Annotated in this window: 19 protein-coding genes; 9 read left to right on the forward strand and 10 right to left on the reverse strand. The window is 63.5% G+C overall.

Annotated elements, in window-relative coordinates:
- The first annotated feature begins 178 nt into the window (after nt 1-178).
- On the forward strand, nt 179-2,239 hold the full coding sequence (gene parE / locus FJ979_RS00240; protein ID WP_140517037.1) for a DNA topoisomerase IV subunit B: 2,061 nt from the start codon (nt 179-181) through the stop codon (nt 2,237-2,239).
- Nucleotides 2,240-2,277: 38 nt separating this feature from the next.
- On the forward strand, nt 2,278-4,344 hold the full coding sequence (locus tag FJ979_RS00245; protein ID WP_140579715.1) for an FUSC family protein: 2,067 nt from the start codon (nt 2,278-2,280) through the stop codon (nt 4,342-4,344).
- Nucleotide 4,345: 1 nt separating this feature from the next.
- On the opposite strand, the gene FJ979_RS00250 is transcribed toward FJ979_RS00245, so the two are convergent.
- Nucleotides 4,346-5,470, reverse strand: coding sequence for a DUF2336 domain-containing protein (locus tag FJ979_RS00250; RefSeq protein WP_140579717.1), 1,125 nt, complete (start codon nt 5,468-5,470; stop codon nt 4,346-4,348).
- A 152-nt stretch (nt 5,471-5,622) separates the two neighbouring features.
- Between FJ979_RS00250 and FJ979_RS00255 the strand changes: the two genes are divergently transcribed.
- Nucleotides 5,623-6,075: a MaoC family dehydratase gene (locus FJ979_RS00255; RefSeq protein WP_140517043.1), complete on the forward strand. Its 453-nt coding sequence runs from the start codon at nt 5,623-5,625 to the stop codon at nt 6,073-6,075.
- Nucleotides 6,075-6,956, forward strand: a complete 882-nt coding sequence (locus FJ979_RS00260) for a CoA ester lyase (RefSeq protein ID WP_140579719.1) — start codon at nt 6,075-6,077, stop codon at nt 6,954-6,956. The genes FJ979_RS00255 and FJ979_RS00260 overlap by 1 nt, the downstream gene beginning before the upstream one ends.
- A 3-nt stretch (nt 6,957-6,959) precedes the next feature.
- Here the strand turns inward: FJ979_RS00260 and FJ979_RS00265 are convergent, their stop codons facing one another.
- The 3 genes from FJ979_RS00265 to FJ979_RS00275 form a co-directional block, all read right to left on the reverse strand.
- Nucleotides 6,960-7,634 (reverse strand): isoprenylcysteine carboxylmethyltransferase family protein, encoded by a 675-nt coding sequence (locus FJ979_RS00265; RefSeq protein WP_140495836.1) that lies wholly within the window; start codon nt 7,632-7,634, stop codon nt 6,960-6,962.
- A gap of 202 nt (nt 7,635-7,836) precedes the next feature.
- Nucleotides 7,837-8,445 carry a flavin reductase family protein gene (locus FJ979_RS00270; protein ID WP_140520996.1) on the reverse strand — a complete coding sequence of 203 codons (609 nt, stop codon included), beginning with the start codon at nt 8,443-8,445 and terminating at the stop codon, nt 7,837-7,839.
- Nucleotides 8,446-9,030 (reverse strand): nitroreductase, encoded by a 585-nt coding sequence (locus tag FJ979_RS00275; protein ID WP_140520997.1) that lies wholly within the window; start codon nt 9,028-9,030, stop codon nt 8,446-8,448.
- 154 nt (nt 9,031-9,184) lie between these two features.
- On the opposite strand from FJ979_RS00275, the gene FJ979_RS00280 reads away from it, so the two are divergent.
- Nucleotides 9,185-10,147, forward strand: a complete 963-nt coding sequence (locus FJ979_RS00280; RefSeq protein ID WP_140495833.1) for a hypothetical protein — start codon at nt 9,185-9,187, stop codon at nt 10,145-10,147.
- A gap of 55 nt (nt 10,148-10,202) precedes the next feature.
- Here FJ979_RS00280 and FJ979_RS00285 read toward each other — a convergent pair whose 3' ends face one another.
- From FJ979_RS00285 to yidD, 4 genes are all read right to left on the reverse strand, one after another.
- Nucleotides 10,203-11,141, reverse strand: a complete 939-nt coding sequence (locus FJ979_RS00285) for a GNAT family N-acetyltransferase (protein WP_140579721.1) — start codon at nt 11,139-11,141, stop codon at nt 10,203-10,205.
- A gap of 119 nt (nt 11,142-11,260) precedes the next feature.
- Nucleotides 11,261-13,237 carry a threonine--tRNA ligase gene (gene thrS / locus FJ979_RS00290; protein WP_140555350.1) on the reverse strand — a complete coding sequence of 659 codons (1,977 nt, stop codon included), beginning with the start codon at nt 13,235-13,237 and terminating at the stop codon, nt 11,261-11,263.
- 147 nt (nt 13,238-13,384) lie between these two features.
- The gene (gene blaOXA / locus FJ979_RS00295; RefSeq protein WP_140579723.1) at nt 13,385-14,203 is read right to left on the reverse strand and encodes a class D beta-lactamase; all 819 of its coding nucleotides are present in this window, start codon (nt 14,201-14,203) and stop codon (nt 13,385-13,387) included.
- Between the two features lie 142 nt (nt 14,204-14,345).
- A complete protein-coding gene (gene yidD / locus FJ979_RS00300; RefSeq protein WP_140579725.1) occupies nt 14,346-14,720 on the reverse strand; it encodes a membrane protein insertion efficiency factor YidD in 375 nt (124 codons plus the stop codon).
- A 326-nt stretch (nt 14,721-15,046) separates the two neighbouring features.
- Between yidD and FJ979_RS00305 the strand changes: the two genes are divergently transcribed.
- Nucleotides 15,047-15,952: a LysR substrate-binding domain-containing protein gene (locus tag FJ979_RS00305; protein ID WP_140579727.1), complete on the forward strand. Its 906-nt coding sequence runs from the start codon at nt 15,047-15,049 to the stop codon at nt 15,950-15,952.
- 16 nt (nt 15,953-15,968) lie between these two features.
- Here FJ979_RS00305 and FJ979_RS00310 read toward each other — a convergent pair whose 3' ends face one another.
- Nucleotides 15,969-16,415 (reverse strand): iron-sulfur cluster assembly scaffold protein, encoded by a 447-nt coding sequence (locus tag FJ979_RS00310; protein ID WP_140495827.1) that lies wholly within the window; start codon nt 16,413-16,415, stop codon nt 15,969-15,971.
- 242 nt (nt 16,416-16,657) lie between these two features.
- Between FJ979_RS00310 and folE the strand changes: the two genes are divergently transcribed.
- The 3 genes from folE to FJ979_RS00325 all read left to right on the forward strand — a co-directional run bounded on the left by folE (nt 16,658) and on the right by FJ979_RS00325 (nt 18,911).
- Nucleotides 16,658-17,293, forward strand: a complete 636-nt coding sequence (gene folE / locus FJ979_RS00315) for a GTP cyclohydrolase I FolE (protein ID WP_140517057.1) — start codon at nt 16,658-16,660, stop codon at nt 17,291-17,293.
- A gap of 90 nt (nt 17,294-17,383) precedes the next feature.
- On the forward strand, nt 17,384-17,842 hold the full coding sequence (gene hisI / locus FJ979_RS00320) for a phosphoribosyl-AMP cyclohydrolase (protein ID WP_140521255.1): 459 nt from the start codon (nt 17,384-17,386) through the stop codon (nt 17,840-17,842).
- A 97-nt stretch (nt 17,843-17,939) separates the two neighbouring features.
- The gene (locus FJ979_RS00325; protein ID WP_140495825.1) at nt 17,940-18,911 is read left to right on the forward strand and encodes a patatin family protein; all 972 of its coding nucleotides are present in this window, start codon (nt 17,940-17,942) and stop codon (nt 18,909-18,911) included.
- 11 nt (nt 18,912-18,922) lie between these two features.
- On the opposite strand, the gene recJ is transcribed toward FJ979_RS00325, so the two are convergent.
- Nucleotides 18,923-20,707, reverse strand: coding sequence for a single-stranded-DNA-specific exonuclease RecJ (gene recJ / locus FJ979_RS00330; protein WP_140495824.1), 1,785 nt, complete (start codon nt 20,705-20,707; stop codon nt 18,923-18,925).
- Nucleotides 20,708-20,764 lie beyond the last annotated feature (57 nt).

Here is a 20,764-nt window from a genome sequence, read left to right on the forward strand (position 1 = left end):
GTTAAAGAATCAGGAATCTTCTCGCTGGCTATCCGCCCGATTTCCGCCGGCTTGGTTATCGAATGGTTTTAGGATAAGAGGGGGTTAATCCCCGAACGTAACAGGAACCTCCGTCGCTTGGCGCTGAAAAGCGTGGCAGTATCGGCGGGTGATTCGCAGCTTGGGCTCTATGGCAGGCATGGACGACAACAACGATCTTTTCGGCAATCTGGAGAAGCAGCCGCAACCGGTTCGCACACCGGCGCGTCCGGCCGATCCGCTGGTGCAGGCGGCAGCCAAGCGTCCGGCGGCCGCGTCTCGTGACGGCTCAGAGGGCTACAGCGCCGCCGATATCGAGGTACTCGAAGGCCTGGAGCCGGTGCGGCGCCGTCCGGGCATGTATATTGGCGGCACCGACGACAAGGCCATGCACCATCTGTTCGCCGAGGTTATCGACAACTCGATGGACGAGGCGGTTGCCGGCCATGCCACATTCATCGATGTCGAGCTTTCGGCTGACGGCTTTCTCACCGTCACCGACAATGGCCGCGGCATTCCCGTCGATCCGCATCCGAAGTTCAAGAAGCCGGCGCTCGAAGTGATCATGACGACACTGCATTCGGGCGGCAAGTTCGATAGCAAGGTCTATGAAACCTCGGGCGGCCTGCACGGCGTCGGCGTCTCCGTGGTCAACGCACTGTCGGATCATCTCGAAGTCGAAGTCGCGCGCGGACGGCAACTTTACCGGCAGCGCTTCTCGCGCGGCATCCCGGTCAGCGGCCTCGAGCACCTTGGCGAAGTTCACAACCGGCGCGGCACCAGGACCCGCTTCCATCCCGACGAGCAGATTTTCGGCAAGGGCGCCGCGTTCGAGCCAGCGCGGCTCTACCGCATGACACGCTCGAAGGCCTATCTGTTCGGCGGCGTCGAAATCCGATGGACCTGCGATCCTTCGCTGATCAAGGAAAAGGACACCACTCCGGCCAAGGCCGAATTCCATTTTCCCGGCGGCCTCAAGGACTATCTGAAAGCGTCGCTCGGCGACGAATTCCAGGTAACGCGCGAAATCTTCGCCGGCAAGAGCGACAGGCAAGGCGGCCATGGCTCGCTGGAATGGGCGGTGACCTGGTTCGGCGGCGACGGCTTCATCAACTCCTACTGCAACACCATCCCGACCGGCGAAGGTGGCACCCACGAGGCGGGCTTCCGCAACGTCTTGACGCGCGGCCTGCGCGCCTATGCCGACCTCGTCGGCAACAAGCGCGCCTCGATCGTCACGTCGGAGGATGTCATGATCTCGGCGGCGGGCATGCTGTCGGTGTTCATCCGCGAGCCTGAATTCGTCGGCCAGACCAAGGACAGGCTGGCGACGATCGAGGCGATCCGCATCGTCGAGACGGCGATTCGCGACCCTTTCGACCATTGGCTGGCCGACAATCCGCAGGAAGCCTCGAAGCTGCTCGAATGGGTGATTGCGCGCGCCGACGAGCGGGTACGACGACGCCAGGAAAAGGAAGTGTCGCGCAAGAGCGCGGTGCGCAAGCTGCGCCTGCCGGGCAAACTTGCCGATTGCACGCAGAATGCGGCCGCCGGCGCCGAACTCTTCATCGTCGAAGGCGATTCGGCCGGCGGCTCGGCCAAGCAGGCTCGTGACCGCGCCAGCCAGGCGGTGCTGCCGCTGCGCGGCAAGATTCTCAACGTCGCCAGCGCCGGCAACGACAAGCTGGCCGCCAACCAGCAGATTTCCGATCTGATCCAGGCGCTTGGTTGCGGCACGCGGTCGAAATACCGCGACGAGGATCTTCGCTACGACCGCGTCATCATCATGACCGACGCCGACGTCGACGGCGCTCACATCGCCTCGCTGCTGATCACCTTCTTCTACCAGGAGATGCCGAACCTGGTTCGCGGCGGACATCTCTATCTGGCGGTGCCGCCGCTCTACTCGATCCGGCAGGGCGGCAAGGTCGCCTATGCGCGTGACGACGCGCACAAGGACGAATTGCTGCGCACCGAGTTCACCGGGCGCGGCAAGGTCGAGATCGGTCGCTTCAAGGGCCTGGGCGAAATGATGGCCGCGCAGCTCAAGGAGACCACAATGGACCCGAGGAAGCGTACGCTGCTCCGGGTCGATGTGATCGATGCCGAGGCCGCCACCAAGGACGCGATCGATGCGCTGATGGGCACCAAGCCGGAGGCTCGTTTCCGGTTCATCCAGGAACGCGCCGAATTCGCGGAAACGGAAGTGCTGGATATCTGAGCGCAGGCCGGTCGATCAAGGCTTGCGGAGACGCGCGTGTGAGCTGGCAACGGCTGAAAGGCTATTTCGAAGCGGGTCTTGCCGGGCTGACACAGCCGACCCGGTCGGACTGGATCTTCGCCTTGCGCACGGTCTCGGCCGGCCTGATCGCGCTTATGGCCGCCTACGCCCTCAAGCTCGATCACCCGCAATGGGCGATGATGACGGTGTTCATCGTTGCCCAGCCGGTCGCCGGCATGGTGTTGGCGAAAGGCTTTTATCGGTTGCTCGGCACGCTGGCGGGCGGTGTTGCCGCAATTGCCATCACCACTGTCTTCGGCACGAATCCCTGGGTGCTGGTGACGGTGCTTGCCCTATGGATCGGCCTCTGCACCTTCGTCTCGTCGCTGCTGCGTAACCCGGAAGCCTACGGGGCGGCGCTGGCCGGCTACACCGCCATGATCATCGGCTTGCCGGCGTTTGGCCAGCCGCATCTCGTCGTCGACCTCGCGGTCGCGCGCTGTGCCGAGATCGTACTCGGCATTGTCTGCGCCGGCCTGACCAGTCGGCTGATCCTGCCCAAATTGGCCAGCGAGGCCATCATCTCGCGGCTGAAGCGCTGCATTCTCGACCTTGCCACCTATGCCGGCGGCGCCTTTTCCGGCGGCGACACGGCAATGCTTTCCGGCCTGCATCGGAAGCTGGTCGCCGACACCCAGACGCTCGCCGAGATGCGCGCCTATGCCAGGCTGGAGGCCCCGAGCTTCGCGCCGCGCGCCCATCCGGTCCGGCGCACCATTGGACAACTGCTTTCAGCCCTGTCCGCGGCCCGCGCGCTGCATTCACACGCCGCACCGAAGAACGCGGCGCTCATTCCGGTGCGCTCGGAGCTGCAAGCCCTCGTCACTGAAATGGCGGCGACGCCGGGCGCGCTCGACGATACGGCGCCCTGGCTGGCACGGCTCGACGCGATCGGCGCCAAAGCGAAGCAAATGCCCGACGCCTTGGCCGACCAGGACGGCGACAGGGTCGGCACCGTCACCCGGCTCACGATCGCCGCCGATTTCGCCGAAGCGCTGAAGCAGACGCTGCGCGGTCTCGATGCCTTGCGTGCGCCCGTCACGCGGCCTTCACGCGAACGCAGCCCCCCGGCGCTGGTTGTACATCGCGACTATCACGGGGCGAGCCGCAACGCGGTCCGCGCGGCACTTGCAACGCTGCTGGTCGCCGCTTTCTGGCTGACGACGAGATGGTCGGAAGCCGCCGGCACGGTCATTCTGGTTGCCGTCGTGTCGAGCTTGTTTGCCGCCCGCCCCGATCCGGTGCGGGTAGCCTGGGGGTTCTTCCAGGGAACGCTGTTGGCTCTGCCCTTTGCCTTTCTCGTCGGCCAGATCGCGCTTCCCGTTTTTCCTGGTTTCGGCTGGTTCATGCTGTTCGTCGTACCGATCCTGGTGCCGGCGGCGCTCGCCATGGCCAATCCCCGCTATGTCGGCGTGGCGACGGCCTTCGCCATCAATTTTCTTGCTTTCCTCAGCCCGCACCAGGCGATGACCTACGACCCGGGCCCGTTCTTCGCCGGCTCGGCCTCGATCCTGGTCGGCATCCTTTTGGCAATCGGCGTCTTCATCATCGTGCTGCCCGCCGACCCATGGCTCGCGGCGCACCGCATCGTGCGGGCCATGCGCGAGGATCTGGCGCGGCTTTGCCTGCACGAGCGCGTGCCGAGGCGTTCGGCCTTCGAGAGCCTCGCCTATGACCGCATCAACCAATTGATGCCGCTGGTGCAGACCAGCGGCAGGAAGGGTGAAGCGGTTCTGGGCGGCAGTGTCGCCGCCGTCACCGTCGGTCTGGAGATCCTGCGGCTGCGTGCCGCGCAGCAGGCGCACGCGGTTCCGGCCGAGACGACGCTTTCGATCGCCAACTTCCTGCGTGGACTGGCACGCGAACTGCTCTTCCGCGCCCCGGGCGACCCGCAGACAGCCACCATTGCCGTCGCCCGGCAGTATGCCGCCGGCATCGCTCAGCGAAACGCCACTGGTGAAATGCTCCAGATTGCGGCGTCACTACGGATTGTCGCGGCGGCGATGGAGGATTTCCCGGATTTTTTTGCCAGGGATAAAGGCTAAGTTAAGCGGCTGCGATCGCCAGCGCATGGCCGCGCGCATTTTCACGCAACGCAGCGAGATGGATCGACTTGATCAGCGCGGCGAGATCGCCTTCCGCGGACTGTCCGCCCAATTCCTTCAGCATCAGCCAGCTGACTTCCTGCACGCCGGCGACGCGCTTGCCGTTGGCGACCTCTCGCCAGATTTTCAGCGCGCGCAAGATGACCGCGTGCGTGGCGGCAGCCAGGCCGGCACTGCGGAACAGCGCCTGCAAGGCCACGTCGTGTCCGCCGGCCAGCAGCGCCCTCACTCTTTGGGCGGACTGCTGGCTGAGCGCGACCAGCGCCGAGCCGAAGAAGTCGACCTTGCCATGCGCGATGGTGCGGATGACGAAGCTCGCGGTGAGATCGCCGCGTAGCCTGAGATGCTCGATCAGTGCTGCATGTTCTTCCTGGCGCGTGCCCTCGATCAGCGTCACGCAGGCCTTAACGCAGGCGTCGCGCATGACGCGGTCGGCCCGGGCGGCTCCCATCAAGGCCATGACCAGCGGCGAGGTCTTGAGCATCTCACCGAGCTTGACGAGCAGCATGTGCCGGCAGTCGGCAGGCAGGCGTGCATCCGATATAAGCGCCTCGCGCACCAGCGGCAGATGGCCGTGGCGCTCGGCCATGCGGCGGAAACTCAACGAAGCGATATCGGCGCCGCTGTTGGCCAAAAGCACGGCGCAGGCCTCCGCCTCGCCGACCTCTGCGATAGCCGCCGACAGCGCCATCGAGACCAATGGCCGATCGGCGATCAGTTTTTGCGTCGCCTTCGGACCTGAAGCCACGCGATTGATCAGGTCTGCGTCGGTAAGCAGTGGCGATCGCGTCAGCACGACGCCAGCGACTTCCGGCTGGTCGCAGGCAAGCGCGCTGATGATCTGTGGCGGTGCGTGATGACTCATGGACAACGCCTCGGCCATCGCCAGCCGCACCTTCGACGATGCATCGTCGAGCAGCAAGGTCAGCGCCGCTTCGGCGGCGCAGCGGTCCTCGAAAGCCAATTCGGCATCGACATAGGCGCGGGCCAGCGCGCTTGCCGCCGCGGCGCGCTCCGACACCCTGGCCGTGTAGATCCATTTCAGGAAATGCGAGACAACAACCATACCGCCTGCTTACGCCCCTTGCCGGAAGGTTTCCGACCCCGTGCCGGACGTTAGGACGAATTGGTTTATGAAGCGTTCACCATGTTCGTTAACTGGCTTGCGAGCGCTGGACACAGCGCCTATCAACCGTCCAGCAGCGGAGGAGACCGAAAATGGCTGGGCTTTATCTCGAGGAGTTCGTCGTCGGCCATGTCTTCCAGCACACGCTGCGCAAGACCGTCACCGAGAGCGACAACATGATGTTCTCGGTGATGACGCTGAACCCGCAGCCGCTGCATATCGACTTCGATTTCGCCGCCAGGAGCGAATGGGGCAAGCCGCTGGTCAACTCGCTGTTCACGCTCGGCCTGATGATCGGCATTTCGGTCAACGACATCACCGTCGGTACGACTGTCGCCAATCTCGGCATGAAGGAAACGGTGTTTCCGCATCCGGTCTTCCATGGCGACACCATCCGCGTCGAGACCACTGTCGTCTCGGTGCGCGAATCCAGGTCGAAGCCCGATCGCGGCATCGTCGAGTTCGAACATCGGGCCTATAACCAGAACGGCGACCTCGTCGCCAAATGCACGAGACACGCCATGATGCTGAAGAAGATAGCCTGATGCGTTCGCTGCTGTTCGTTCCCGGCGATTCCGAGAGAAAGCTGGAGAAGGGCTTTGGCGCCGGCGCCGACGTGCTCATTGTCGATCTCGAGGATTCGGTGGCGCCCCACAACAAGGCATCGGCGCGAAAGATCGCGGCGCGATTCATCGTCAACCACCGGGCGCAAACACGATCGGCGATCTACGTCAGGGTCAACGACCTGTCGACCGGACTGACGGACGACGACCTTGCGGCGCTCATTCCGGCAACGCCCGACGGCGTCATACTGCCCAAATCGGCTGGCGGCCAGGATGTCCAGCACCTCTCGGCAAAGCTCAGGCTGCGCGAAGCGGAGAACGGCCTGGCCGACGGCGCGACAAAAATCCTGCCGATCATTACCGAAACACCGGCGGCCGTGCTGGCAGCGGCGAGCTACGCCGGGGCAAGCGCGCGGCTTGCCGGGCTGACCTGGGGCGCGGAAGACCTGTCGGCGGCGATCGGCGCGCGCACCACCCGCGACCAGCATGGCCGTTACACCGAAATATTCCGCTTCGCTCGCGCCATGACCATTCTCGCCGCCGGCGCGGCGGAAGTCGCGGCGATCGACACCGTCTTCCCGAATTTCCGCGATATGGCGGCCTTCGAGGCCGAATGCAGGGAGGCCGAACGTGACGGCTTCACCGGCAAGATGGCGATCCACCCTGATCAGGTGCCGGTCATAAACGCCGCCTTCACGCCCTCGGTGGAAGCGGTGCAAAAATCGGCGGCAATTGTCGCGGCATTCCAGGCGGCGGGAAATCCCGGCGTCGTCGGCATCGACGGCAAGATGTATGACCGGCCGCATCTGCGGCTGGCCGAGCGGCTTCTGGCACGCGCCCGGGCAGCCGGAATCTCCGCCTGACCGCTACCAGACCAACGGGATCAGGCGGTAGCGGACATGGGCCGCATAGTCGTCATAGCCGCGCAGGCCGGTGCGAAGCGTTTTTTCCTCGATGAATGTGCGGATGGCCAAGAGAACGATGAACACGACGACCAGTGCCAGCCCCCACCAGGAGCCGAGCAGGAGAGCCGTGCCGGCAAAGAAGAGGATGGCGCCGGCATACATGGGATGGCGCACATAGCTATAGGGACCCGTTGTGATCACTTGCTGTCCGCGCTCCGCCTGGATCTTCACGACGGGCGCCGCGAAGCTATTCTCCAGCATCGTCAGATAGCTGATCCATAGTCCGACCAGCAGAACCAGCGCACCGATCGCCTGTACCCAGACCGGAACGACGGACCAGCCGAAGCGGTAGTCGAAACCCATGAAGGCCAGCCAGGCAAATATGCCGAGCAGGAGTATGCTCAACAGAACCTTGTCGGCCGCGGTCTGGTCCTTCTGGATGGGAGAGCTCAGCCGTTCGTTCATCAGCCCGGGATCGCGCCGGGCCAGCGTCACGCCAAGGGTCAGGCTCAGCCCGGTCATCACCGCCAGATATACCCAGGCTCCCGGCCAGGTCAGCGTACCCGCTGTCAGGAAAAGCAGCGCGCCCATTGCGCCGAACCACACGAACGTCTGGAGGATCAATCTCGAGACCATGATCAACCTTCCATGATATTTGCCGTCGGCATTTACCAGCAACAGACTACCGCCGACCCTCAGCGGACTATCGCCCATCCCGCGCCTGGACGAAACGGTCCTGGTGTGCAGAAGGTTTCGTCATGCCGCGTCATCAAGCTCAGGGCGCGTCGTGATGACGGCTCGCCGTCAGGAAAGCACAGTGACTGGGCCCCCTTGCGGGCTAATCCTTGCCCCAACGCGGCCGGCGCATCGAAAACACTTCGTTGACGCTGGCATAATCCATGTAGCCGAGGCGAGCGACATTGCCGGCCTTGCTGATATCGAACAGGCCGTCTTTCAGGTAGGCATCGTCAATATGCACGCCGATCACTTCGCCGGCCACGACGACGGCGCTGGTCGGCGTTCCGTCCAGGGCCTTTGGCCGGAACACTTCGGTCACCTTGCATTCGAGTGCGGCGGGTGCGGCCGCCACGCGCGGCGGCGCGACAAGACGCGACGGCGCCATGGCGAGATCGGCATAAACGAACTCGTTGACGCCGCGCGGCGCGTCGACCGACGTCCGGTTCATCTTCTCGGCGAGATCGCGGCCGACCAGATTGGCGACGAACTCGCTGGTCTCCTGGGCGAAGGAGGCGCTGTCCTTCTCGCCCTCGGAGGAAAACCAGACGATGAAGGGCCTTGTCGAAACGGCATTGAAGAAGGAATAGGGCGCGAGGTTGATCTCGCCGGCCCCGTTCAGGGTCGAGATCCAGCCGATCGGGCGCGGCGCCACGATCGCCTTCGACGGATCGTGCGGCAGTCCGTGCCCCTTTGACGGCTCGTAGAACACTTAGCCCGCCCAGGGCCCGGCATAGTCCGCATAAAGCTTTGCCGGATCGGGGCGCGGCCGCTCCGGCGCCGGGCCGCCATAGGAGCCGATATGGACGAAGCCGATTACGCGCTCTTGCGGCGCCAGCCCCAAGATCGCCCTGCCCTCCGGCACGTCCGAATACCAGTTGCTGATCATGTTGGTGCCATAGCCCAGTGCGTTGGCGGCAATCATCAGGTTCATCGCCGCCATGCCGCCGGACAGGAACATCTCCCATTGCGGGATTTTTGGATTTTCCTTCGGCACCGACACGACGCCGATCACCAGCGGCGCGCGCGAGAAGCGCGCCAGCTCCTGGTTGCGGCGGCCATCCGGTAAAGGTCCCTCCCGCTGTTCGGCAAGGGCCGCCAGCTTCCTGCCGATCTCGATGCGGGCATCGCCGCGATAAAGAATGAAGCGCCAGGGCTCGAGCCGGCCATGATCGGGCACGCGCGTGGCGGCGGCGATCATCGTGGCGATCTCGGCGTCGCCGGGCGCGGGCTCCTTCAACTCCGGTATCGGCGCTGAATTGCGGGTCAGCAGGAAGTCGATGATCGGGGACGCCATGGGCGCAAGTCTCCTAAGTTCGATTTTGAGCTGAAGCGCGCCATGGGAATGCGGGGCGGCTCGGGCATCGACGCGGGCGCGCCAGGCTGGAGAGTCGTATCGGTCGGACTCTTAAGCCTTGAAATTGCCACCGCCATGGGCTTCAACGCAAGGCATGTTTGAGGGGACTTTGCGTCTTTTCCTGATCTGGGTCTGCACCCTGCTGCTCATGGCGCCGGTTTCCTTTGCCGTGGCGCAGAATGTGGATGGCGTCAGCGACCTGAAGCTTCCCGGAATTTCGAGCTACGCGACGCCGAAAGGCGAGACATCGCTGGCGCTTGGTGGCGGCGGCGCCATCACCTTGTCCGCGCAATTGACCGACAAGGGAGGCGATATCACTCGCGGTATCGTCTGGCGCGTCTTCAAGCCGGAGGCCGTCAACGGCAAATTGCCGATGGTGGCTTCCGCCCATGGCGGCACGGCGGTCTTCCAGCTCGAACCCGGCAGCTATCTGGTTCACGCTTCCTACGGCCGGGCCGGTGCCACCAAGCGCATCACCGTCGGCAAGGACGCCAAGCGCGAGAGCCTCGTGCTCGATGCCGGCGGCCTGAAGCTCGATGCCGTCCTTTCGGGAGGGGCGCGCATCCCGCCAAAGAAGCTGCGCTTCTCGATCTATGAGGGCAATGCCGAACCCAATGGCGATCGCGCGCTGATCATTCCCGACGTCGAGCCCAACAGCGTCGTGCGTCTCAATGCCGGCATCTACCACGTGGTCTCGACCTATGGCGCGGTCAATGCCGTCATCCGCTCCGACATCCGCGTCGAGGCCGGCAAGCTGACCGAAGCCACCGTCGAGCATCACGCCGCCGAGATTACCTTGAAGCTGGTGCGTGAAGCGGGCGGCGAAGCGATCGCCGACACGTCGTGGTCGCTGCTCAACGAATCCGGCGATCCGATCAAGGAAACCGTCGGCGCCTTCGCCTCCATGGTGCTGGCCGAAGGCGACTACACGATCATCGCCAAGAACCGCGACCGGATCTACCAAAAGGATTTCACTGTCGTGGCCGGACAGAACCAGGAAATCGAGGTTCTCGCGACGGAAGCCGCCGCGATGGATCCGGAAGAAGGCGCGGATTAGTCAAAACCCCGGGTAAGCCTGAGGCGGTTCCCTTCGGATCGTCGACGAAATGGACCTAGGCCGCCAGCTTGGCCCGTGCCGGCAGGAATGGAATCCGGCGGCGAGGCACCGGCGGCGCCAGATCGAAGACGCCTTTATAGAGGCGCTCGAGCAGCGCCTTGCGGTCGCGCACGGGCTCCAGTTCGTTCCAGTTCAGCACATCGCCGACACGCACGTCGATCGACTTGCCGGAAAGCCGGGCGAACTCGTGGATAAGCAACGAAATGCGCAGCGTCAGCGATGCCTTGCCGACGAACTTCGCCACGCGCCCGTCGCGCTCGGCCATGTTCATGGGGCCGCTGACCAGATGGAACAGCCTGCCGTTCTGGCCGGAGAAATGCATCGGCACTACGGAAGCCTTGGCATCCTGCACGAGACGGGCCGGAAACATCTTCCATGGCAGATCGCGTGCCTGGCCAAAACCTTTCGGCGCGGTGGCGACGCCGCCGGCCGGAAACACCACGATGGTGACACGTTCTTTCAAGAGCCGCACAGCCTCGTGACGCACCGCCATGTTGTTCTTCAGAGCGTCCTTGGTCTCGGAAAAGTCGATCGGCAGCGAGTAGGGCTCCATCTCGCTGATCTTGAGCAGATCCTTGTGGATCATGACCCGGAACGGCCGCCCAAGCTGCTCGGCCAGCGACAGCGCGGCAATGCCGTCGCCGATGCCGAAGGGATGATTGGCGACGATCACCAGCGGCGTGTCGGGCAGGTTCTTCGGGGGCCATTGGTCGGGGGTTCGCACCCGCACGTCGATCAATTCGAGCATGCGACTGAACACGCGCTCGCCGGTCGGGACCACCTGGCGGCGCCAAAAATCATAAAGCGCTGCAAACCGATCGCGTCCGGACAGGCCTTCGATGGAATGGATGACCCACCGCGTCAGGACCGGCTGTCGTGGATTGGCATAGGAAAGCTCGGGAAACGGTTTTTCGCGCATTTTCAGCTTGAGCATGAGGGCTTGTTACAAGACTGCCGTGACAAGGATGTGAAAACGGCGGGATGTGAGAACGGCGGGGTATAAAAATGGCGGTGGACTGCTCCACCGCCATTTCGGCTTCAAATACTGTCTGATCAGGCGGCGCGTTGGCGCCGGCGATCGGGCGTGATCGCTTCTTCGGTCAGCTGCGCGACCGCTTGGGCGAGACCCAGCGACTCCTGGTCGCGCGATCCGAGGCGGCGCATGTTGACCGTCTGCTCTTCCGCCTCGCGCTTGCCGCAGACGAGGATGACCGGAACCTTGGCTAGGCTGTGCTCGCGGACCTTATAGTTGATCTTCTCGTTGCGCAGATCCGCCTCGGCGGACAAGCCCGCGGCTTTCAGCTTCGCCACCACTTCGTTCGCATAGCCGTCGGCGTCCGAAGTGATCGTCGCCACCACTACCTGCAGCGGCGCGAACCACAGCGGGAAATGGCCGGAATAGTTCTCGATCAGGATGCCGAGGAAGCGCTCCATCGAGCCGCAGATGGCACGGTGCACCATGACAGGCTGTTTCTTCTCGGAATCCGAGCCGATGTAGAAGGCACCGAAACGCTCCGGCAGGTTGAAGTCGACCTGCGTGGTGCCGCATTGCCATTCGCGGCCGATGGCATCCTTCAGCACATATTCGAACTTCGGCCCGTAGAAGGCGCCCTCGCCAGGATTGATCGAGGTCTTGATGCGGTTGCCCGATCGCGTTCTGATCGTCTCCAGCACGCCGCTCATGATCGCTTCGGCGTGATCCCAGGCTTCGTCGGTGCCGACGCGCTTGTCCGGCCGGGTCGACAGCTTCACGCTGATTTCGTCGAAGCCGAAATCAGCGTAGGTCGACAGAATCAGATCGTTGATACGCAGGCACTCCGACGCCAGTTGCTCCTCGGTGCAGAAAATATGCGCGTCATCCTGCGTGAAGCCGCGCACGCGCATCAGCCCGTGTAGCGCGCCCGACGGCTCATAGCGATGCACATTGCCGAATTCCGCAAGCTTTACCGGCAGGTCGCGATAGGATTTCAACCCGTGCTTGAATATCTGCACATGGCCAGGACAGTTCATCGGCTTCAGCGCGAACACGCGGTCGTCATCGGTGTCGTCGCCGGCAACCGTGACCTTGAACATGGCGTCGCGGTACCAGCCCCAATGGCCCGACGTCTCCCACAGGCTCTTGTCGAGCACCTGCGGTGCGTTGACCTCCTGGTAGCCCTGCTCGTCGAGGCGGCGGCGCATGTAGTTGACCAGGTTCTGGAACATCTTCCAGCCCTTGGCATGCCAGAAGACGACACCGGGCCCCTCTTCCTGGAAATGGAACAAATCCATCTCGCGGCCGAGCTTCCTGTGGTCGCGCTTTTCGGCTTCCTCCAGCATTGTCTGGTAGGCGTCGAGCTGCGCCTGATCAGCCCACGCCGTGCCGTAGATGCGCGTCAGCATCGGGTTGTTCGAATCTCCGCGCCAATAGGCGCCCGCCACCTTCATCAGCTTGAAGGCATTGCCGATCTGCCCGGTCGAGGCCATATGTGGACCGCGGCAAAGGTCGAACCAGTCGCCTTGCGCGTAGATCTTGAGATCCTGATCGTCAGGAATGGCGTCGATCAGTTCCAGCTTGTAGCGCTCGCCCTTGTCGGCAAAGACCTTTTTGGCCTTGTCGCGCGACCAGACTTCCTTCGTGAACGGCTTGTTGCGCGCAATGATCTCGCGCATCTTCTTCTCGATCACCGGGAAGTCGTCCGGAGTGAACGGCTCGTTGCGGGCGAAGTCGTAGTAGAATCCGTTCTCGATCACCGGCCCGATGGTCACCTGCGTTCCCGGCCATATCTCCTGCACGGCCTCCGCCAGCACATGTGCCGCGTCATGGCGGATGAGTTCCAGCGCGCGCGGATCGTCGCGGGTGATGATCTCGATCTTGCCGGACTTGCCGAGCGGATCGGAGAGATCGCGCACGGTACCGTCGATGGCATAGGCCACGGCCTTCTTGGCCAGCGACTTGGAGATCGATTCGGCAAGGCCTGCACCGGTCATCGCCGCATCGTAGTCGCGCACGGAGCCATCGGGAAATGTCAGGGAAACGGCATTCAGCATCAGGTATTCTCCTATCCAGTCCCGCAAACGAGCGCGGGTGGTGAAATGCAGGTCGTCAGCCGTTCGAGGCTGCGGCCTGCCAGATAGCCGGAGGCGTCCGGCGGCGGCAGTCTTTTATGGGCAGACGCCGCCGCCGTAAAGCCTCGGCTATTTAATCAGCAGCGGCAGGTCCTTCAGGAAGGCCGCGCGCCTCGCGAGCCCCTTCGGCATATCGCTCCGCTTCGTATCGACGACGAGCCGGGCAAACACGATCTGGCGGCCGTTTTTCTGCGCCCAGCCGACGAACCAGCCGAGTGAACGCCTGTCCTTGCCGCCCTCGCCGACCCTGGTGCTGCCCGTCTTGCCCTGGACAGTCCAGTCGCCGGCCTTGAAGCTGGGTAGGATGGCTTTCGTCATGTCGTGAGCCTTGGCCGAGACCGGCATCTTGCCGGCGAGGAGCTTACGCAGGAAATCGACCTGCTCGACCGGCGTGATCTTGAGCGAGGAGTTCACCCAGGAATGAGTCAGGCCGTCATTCTTGCCGGGATCGCCGGAAACGTCCGCATTGCCATAGCCGAACTTCGAGACGTAGCCGGCAAAGCTCTCCGGTCCAAGCCGGCGGGTGATCTCGCGCGAATACCACAGCACCGAGTCCCGCTCCCAGATCGTCGGATCGACGGTCTTGTGGTCCCGCTTGACCGCCTTGAATTCAGGCTTGTAGTCCCAGCTCGGCGTGTGCTCGTCGCTCAGTATGCCGGCATCGTAACCGATCAGCGACAGCGGCACCTTGAACGTCGAGGCCGGGCTGAATCGCTGATCGCAGACGCCGTTTTGGTAAAGCGTCTTGCCGCTCTGCGCATCGGCGATCAGCGTGCATTGCACATCCCCGAGCGGCGCCGACTGCGCGCGCATCGGAAATCCCAGAAGCCAGGCAAGCAGGAACAGGACTCCGGCAAGGATGAAGGGAAGACGGTCGACATTGCGCATTGGATGCTCGCTCCAGAGGGGGTTCGGCGAGCGGCTTAGCGAGGTCTCTTGTCTCGATTTTGTCTCAAATTCGCAGTTGTTGTGCAGGCTGCCGTTAACCCTACCAGATCGTAAACGGTTGCCTTGAAGAACTGACCGGCACTCAGCTTCGCGCCTCGTCGCGTTTGCTGCCGATCCGCCAATATCGCCACGGCGTGAACCAGACATACCGATCCGCCAGAACCTCCGGAACAAGGTCGACGCCATGGGTGCCGAATGGTCCGCAGCGCAGAACCCTGAAAAATCCCATCCAGCCGCCGGCCCAAAGGCCATGGCGGGCGATCGCCTCATGCGCGTATTCCGAGCAGGTCGGCAGGTGACGGCAGGAATTGCCGATGAAGCTGGACAGCGTCAGTTGATAGAGGCGCACCAGCGACGTGCCCAACACCCGGCCGGGGGTCTTGCGCCACGGGCCGGACCAGTTCCGGCCTTGCCGCGGCGGCCCGGCTGTATGTGTATGCCGATGCTGGTCGCCCACTGCGATCTCCGTCTTTCCACACGATAGATGTGGGCTTCATCGGGAGAACGCAATCCCGCCCCTGCTTGCGGAGCTTTCACGGGCGGAAGCGGCGAAGTGGCTGCCGATCAGCCGGCGGTGCCCATCGGCAGGGGCTAGACTGCTCCTCGTAACGCTTTCGACAGGTTCTTTCGTCACGCCACTGAAAGGTTGCAATCCGCATCATATCGCCAAGAATCTCCAGCAACTGGATCATGGCCGTATCTCCTTGGCGACGAGTAGACCGCCGCTGGCCTTCGCCTTCAAACGAGTATAATTTCCACTTCGGATAACCCTGGGTTATGCGAATGAAGCGTGGGCGACTGCCGCTGACGGCCTTGAGGAGCTTTGAAGCAGCCGGGCGGCACCTGAGTTTCAGCAGGGCGGCCGAGGAGCTTTTCGTCTCGCAGGCAGCGATCAGCCGGCAGATCCGCGAGCTCGAGATCTTTCTGCGCCGGCCCCTGTTCGAACGTCACCATCGCCGCGTCGAACTGACCGATGCGGGCCGCCAGCTGCTCAGTCAGCTGGTCAGGAGTTTCGACGCCATCGACGCCCTGCTTTCCGAGTTGGTGGCGGCTCCCGCGCAGACAGTGGTTCGCGTCAGCGTCGAGCCGTCTCTGGCATCGGTATGGCTGGTGCCGCGGCTCAACCGTTTTCGCCAATTGCGGCCCGACATCGACGTCGCGCTCGAAGTCGATCCAAGGCTGATTGAGTTTCGCGGCGACCAGCCTGAACTTGCGTTACGCTTCAGTGCGCATGCTGCCTCGTGGCCGCGCAGCGAGGCCGAGCAGCTTGCCTCGACGGTCGATTCACCGGTTCTGTCGCCGGCGCTGCTTGCCGCGGGGCCTCCCCTCGACAAGCCGGCCGACCTTGGCCGCTATACGCTGTTGCATGAGGAAAACCGACAGGGTTGGGCGCGCTGGTTTGAGGCGGCTGGTGTGCCTGCCGACGCCGTGCCCGCGCGCGGTCCCATGCTGGCGGATGCATCGCTTTCGAAGCAGGCCGCCCTGCTCGGACACGGCGTGGCGCTGGGCGATCTCCTGCAGATCGGCGAAGAGCTCGCCTCCGGCACGTTGGTCAAGCCGTTCGACATCGACGTCGCGTCCGGCGCCTATTGGCTGGTGGCCAGAAGCCTGCGCGATCTCCCCGAGCCAGCCGCCGCGTTCGCCGACTGGGTGAGAAGCGAATTCGCCGAAAGCAGACGGCTCCAATAGGCCGCCAAATGGGCTATCAGGCGGCTTCTTCGGCGCGCTTCTTCTCGATCTGACCAATCGCGTCGACCACCGCGTCGAAGGTCAACATGGTCGAGGCATGGCGCGCCTTGTAGTCGCGCACCGGTTCCAGATATTTGAGATCGGCGAAGCGGCCTTCCGGCGGCGCTCCGTTCTCTTTCAGCATTTTCAGCATGGTCTCGCGCACCGCGCGCAATTCGTCGGCCGTAGCGCCAACCACATGCTGCGCCATGATGGAGGACGAGGCCTGGCCGAGCGCGCAGGCCTTCACGTCATGTGCGAAATCGGTAACCACGCCGTCCGCCATATTGAGATCGACGGTAACGGTAGAGCCGCACAATTTGGAATGTGCCCTCGCGCTGGCGTCGGGATGATCGAGCCGGCCGATCCGTGTGATATTTCCGGCAAAACCGAGAATTTTCGCATTGTAGACGTCGTTGATCATTATTTTCCAGTCCGTCGCCGCCAAGCGAACAGCGTTTGCCGCTGACGCGTCTTTCTTTCGCTCGTCATGACCATATATAATGGTGGCAGTCCGGTATCGACAAGGCGACGAAAAGCCCACGTCTTTGCCGCAGTTTGCTCACGCCGCTTACGGGGCTGGAAACCGGGCGAGTTTCCGACGCCGAAAGGTCGTGGTCCGTTCAACTCGTTCCTCCTGAGAGAGGGACTACGGGAGACGCCTTTATGGATGCCGTTATCAAGAAGTTCATGCCCCAGTCGGCCTACATGGAAAAGCCCGTCACCGACCGGCCGAGCGAGGCCGAGGTCGAGGCTGCGGTACGCACGCTTTTGCGCTGGACCGGCGACAACCCCGATCGCGAAGGGCTGGTCGACACGCCCAAGCGGGTGGCCAAGGCCTATCGGGAAATGTTCGGCGGCTATGACATGTGCCCGGCCGAAGAGCTTGGCCGCACCTTCGAGGAAGTGGCAGGTTACGACGACCTTGTCATCGTCAAGGACATCCAGTTCCATTCGCATTGCGAACATCACATGGTGCCGATCATCGGCAAGGCCCATGTCGGCTATCTGCCGGACGGCAAGGTCGTCGGCCTGTCCAAGATCGCGCGCGTGGTCGATATCTTCGCCCACCGCCTGCAGACCCAGGAAGCCATGACCGCGCAGATCGCCGGCGTCATTCAGGATGTGCTCAATCCGCGCGGCGTTGCCGTGATGATCGAGGCCGAGCACATGTGCATGGCCATGCGCGGCATCCGCAAGCAGGGCTCCACCACGCTGACCTCGACCTTCACCGGCGTGTTCAAGGATACTCCCGAAGAACAGGTTCGTTTCGTCACCATGGTGCGTGGCGGTGGGGTGTAAGCCGCCTCGCCCGGCATCGTCGGGACCATGATTCCGAAAGTGGCTACCGGTTTTCGGATAATCATGGTCAAACAGGAAGATAGCCCGGCGATGTCGGCACTGGAATTTCCGAAGGCTCCCTCAGACAAGAAATCGCTGGAAGAAGGCGCGGTGTTTTCACCGCGCTTCGATGCCGCCGGCCTGGTCACCGTCGTCGTCACCGATGCGGCAGACGGCGTGCTTTTGATGGTCGCGCACATGAATGCGCAGGCTCTGGCGTTGACGCTTGAAACAGGTATCGCCCACTACTGGTCGCGTTCGCGCAATGCGCTGTGGAAGAAGGGCGAAACGTCAGGCAATCTCCAGCATGTCATCGAGGTGCTCACGGATTGTGACCAGGACGCCATATGGTTGCGCGTCAAAGTGCTAGGCCACGACGCAACTTGTCACACAGGCCGGCGTTCCTGCTTCTATCGGACGGTGGGGCTGATCGACGGCAAGGCGATGCTTGCCGACGATGGCAGCGAGCCCTTGTTCGATGCGGAAAAAACGTATCGGAAGCTCCCGTGAATAACCAGCTTGAACCTTTTGCCCGCAGCCAACCACATAGATTCACCATTTCGATACGGCCCGCCTATATATTAGCTGTGGGACAAGGGAGATCATGATGCTCGAGTGGGCGTCATTGCGTAACAGAGCGGACGTACGAGAGGCGAATGGTCCCGCTTCGTCCGGCGGCGCGGCCGAAACAACATCACCAAAGAAAACTGGCATCTCGCTTGCACTGGGCGGCGGTTGCGCAAGAGGCTGGGCGCATATCGGCGTGCTGCGCGCGCTCGATGAAGCCGGCATCGAGGTTTCGATGATTGCCGGCACCTCGATCGGCGCGCTGGTCGGCGGCTGTTACCTCGCCGGAAAACTGGACGAGTTGGAAGAGTTCGCCCGCAGCCTGACCAGGCGGCGCATCTTCGGCCTGCTCGATCTAAACCTGCGCGGCAGCGGTCTGTTCGGCGGCATGAAGCTGGATGCTCGCCTGCGTGAGCATGTGGCCGGCATTCGCTTTGAGGATTTGTCCAAGCCGTTCGTCGCGGTCGCTTCCGAAATCCGCACCGGCCATGAGATTTGGCTGTCGAACGGTTCGCTGATAACAGCCATGCGCGCTTCCTATGCCTTGCCCGGCGTGTTCGAGCCGGTGACTTGCAATGGTCGCGTGCTGGTCGACGGAGCTTTGGTCAATCCGGTGCCGGTGTCGGTCTGCCGTGCCTATGAGCAGCCGCTGGTTGTCGCGGTCAACCTTCATTACGACCTGTTCGGCCGTGCCGCCGTCATCAAGCATAGCGCCGGCGAACTGGTCGTCGAGAACGATGCGCCGCGCAGTGGCCAATTCGACCCTGAGCACCGGGCACATCAGACGCGGCTTGGCATCACCGGCGTCATGGTCGAGGCCTTCAACATCATCCAAGACCGAATCTCGCGCGCCAGGCTTGCCGGCGATCCGCCGGACATGTCGCTGCAGCCCAAGCTCAGCCACATCGGTCTGACCGAATTCCACCGCGCCGATGAGGCGATCCAGATCGGCTATAGGGCAACGATGGCACAGATCGGCGAACTGACCCGGCTTCAGACGGTTCTCGCCTGATCAAAGACGCATCAGGCGCGTGCCGCGTCGACGATGCGGAACTGCACGCTGCGATTGCCGTTCCAGTAATTGCCCGACAATGAGCCGGCGACGTGGATCGTCTTACCACGGTTCTTGAACAGGAAGTCGCCGAGCACCGTGTCGACGGCACGAAAGGCGATCGCCTGGATGCGACCGCCACTGCCCGACTGGAGGTCGGCGCGGATGTGGTTGGTGCCGACCAGCCGGGCGTCGGCCAGCCGATGGCGAGGCAGCGCGAAAACAGGCGCGACATGCCCTGCACCGAACGGGCCGGCCTTTTCCAGCGCATCCAGCAAGGCCAGCGTCGCACCCTCGGCGGCAAGCGCGCCGTCGATCGCCAGGCTTTCCTCGTCTTGCAATCGGAACACGTCGGCTGCTGCGCGCTCCTCGAAAAATGCCCTGAGCTCGCCGAGCCGCGTGCGCTCGACGGTAATGCCGGCTGCCATGCCATGGCCGCCGCCCTTGACGATCAGCCCGGCATCTGCGGCTTCGCGCACCAGCCGGCCGAGATCGAAGCCCGACACCGAGCGACCTGAACCGGTGCCGGTGCCGGTGGCGTTGAAGGCGATGGCGAAGGCCGGCCGTCGGGCATGGTCCTTGAGCCTGGAGGCAAGCAGGCCGACGATGCCGGGATGCCAGTTGGTGCTAGCGGTAACGACGATGGCCGGCCCGCTGCCGCCGGCAAGCTCGGCATCGGCCTCGGCACGCGCCGCGGCCAGCATCTCGTGTTCCATCAGCTGCCGCTCCTGGTTGAGCCGATCGAGCGTCTCGGCGATGGTGCGGGCCTCGACCGGATCGTCGGTCGCAAGCAGCCGGCTGCCGAGGGCGGCGTCGCCGATGCGCCCGCCGGCGTTTATGCGCGGTCCGATCAGGTAGGCCAGATGGAAGGTGCTGAGCGGCTCGCCGACGCGCGAGACCCGCGCCAGCGCAGACATTCCCTCGTTCTTCTGCTGGCGCGCCACTTGCAAGCCCTTGACGACGAAGGCACGGTTGACGCCGGTGAGCGGCACCACATCGCAGACCGTGGCCAGCGCCACGAGATCGAGCAGCGAGAGCAGGTCCGGCGGCGTGGCGTCGGCCAGCCGGCCGCGCAGGACCTTGGCCGTCTGCACCAGCGCGAGAAAAACCACTCCGGCGGCGCAGAGATGGCCCTGCCCGGAAAGGTCGTCGTCGCGGTTGGGGTTGACCACCGCGTGTGCCGCCGGCAAGGCGCCGCCGACCTGATGATGGTCGAGCACCACGACATCGGCACCGGCGGCATTGGCCGCGTCGATGGAAGCCGCGCTGTTGGTGCCGCAATCGACGGTGACGATCAGCGTCGCGCCGCGCGAGATGAGCTCGCGCATGGCTTCGGGATTGGGACCGTAACCCTCGAAGATACGATCGGGAATGTAGATTTCCGACGATATCGAGAAATGCGCGAGGAAGCGTTTGAGCAAGGCCGACGAGGCGGCGCCATCGACATCGTAGTCGCCGAAGATCGCCACCTTCTCCCGGGCCATCACCGCGGCGGCTATTCGAATGGCCGCCTTGTCCATGTCGGTCAGCGAAGCCGGGTCCGGCAGCAGGTCGCGGATCGTCGGGTCGAGAAAGCGCTCCGCCTGTTCCGCCGTCACGCCACGTCCGGCAAGCACGCGCGCGACGATATCGGGCACGCCGTGCCCCTGTGCGATGGCAAGCGCGACCATGTCCTGCCGCTCGGTCAGCCGATGTTCCCAGGAAACACCGGTGGCCGACTGTCGGACATCGAGAAAAAGGCGTCTCTCGCCCGTCATGCGAGGCGACGTTTGCGGATGATCATTGCCCACAATATGCGACGGCCAGTCAGGAAT

This window comes from Mesorhizobium sp. B1-1-6 (assembly GCF_006443035.1).
Classification (GTDB): domain Bacteria; phylum Pseudomonadota; class Alphaproteobacteria; order Rhizobiales; family Rhizobiaceae; genus Mesorhizobium.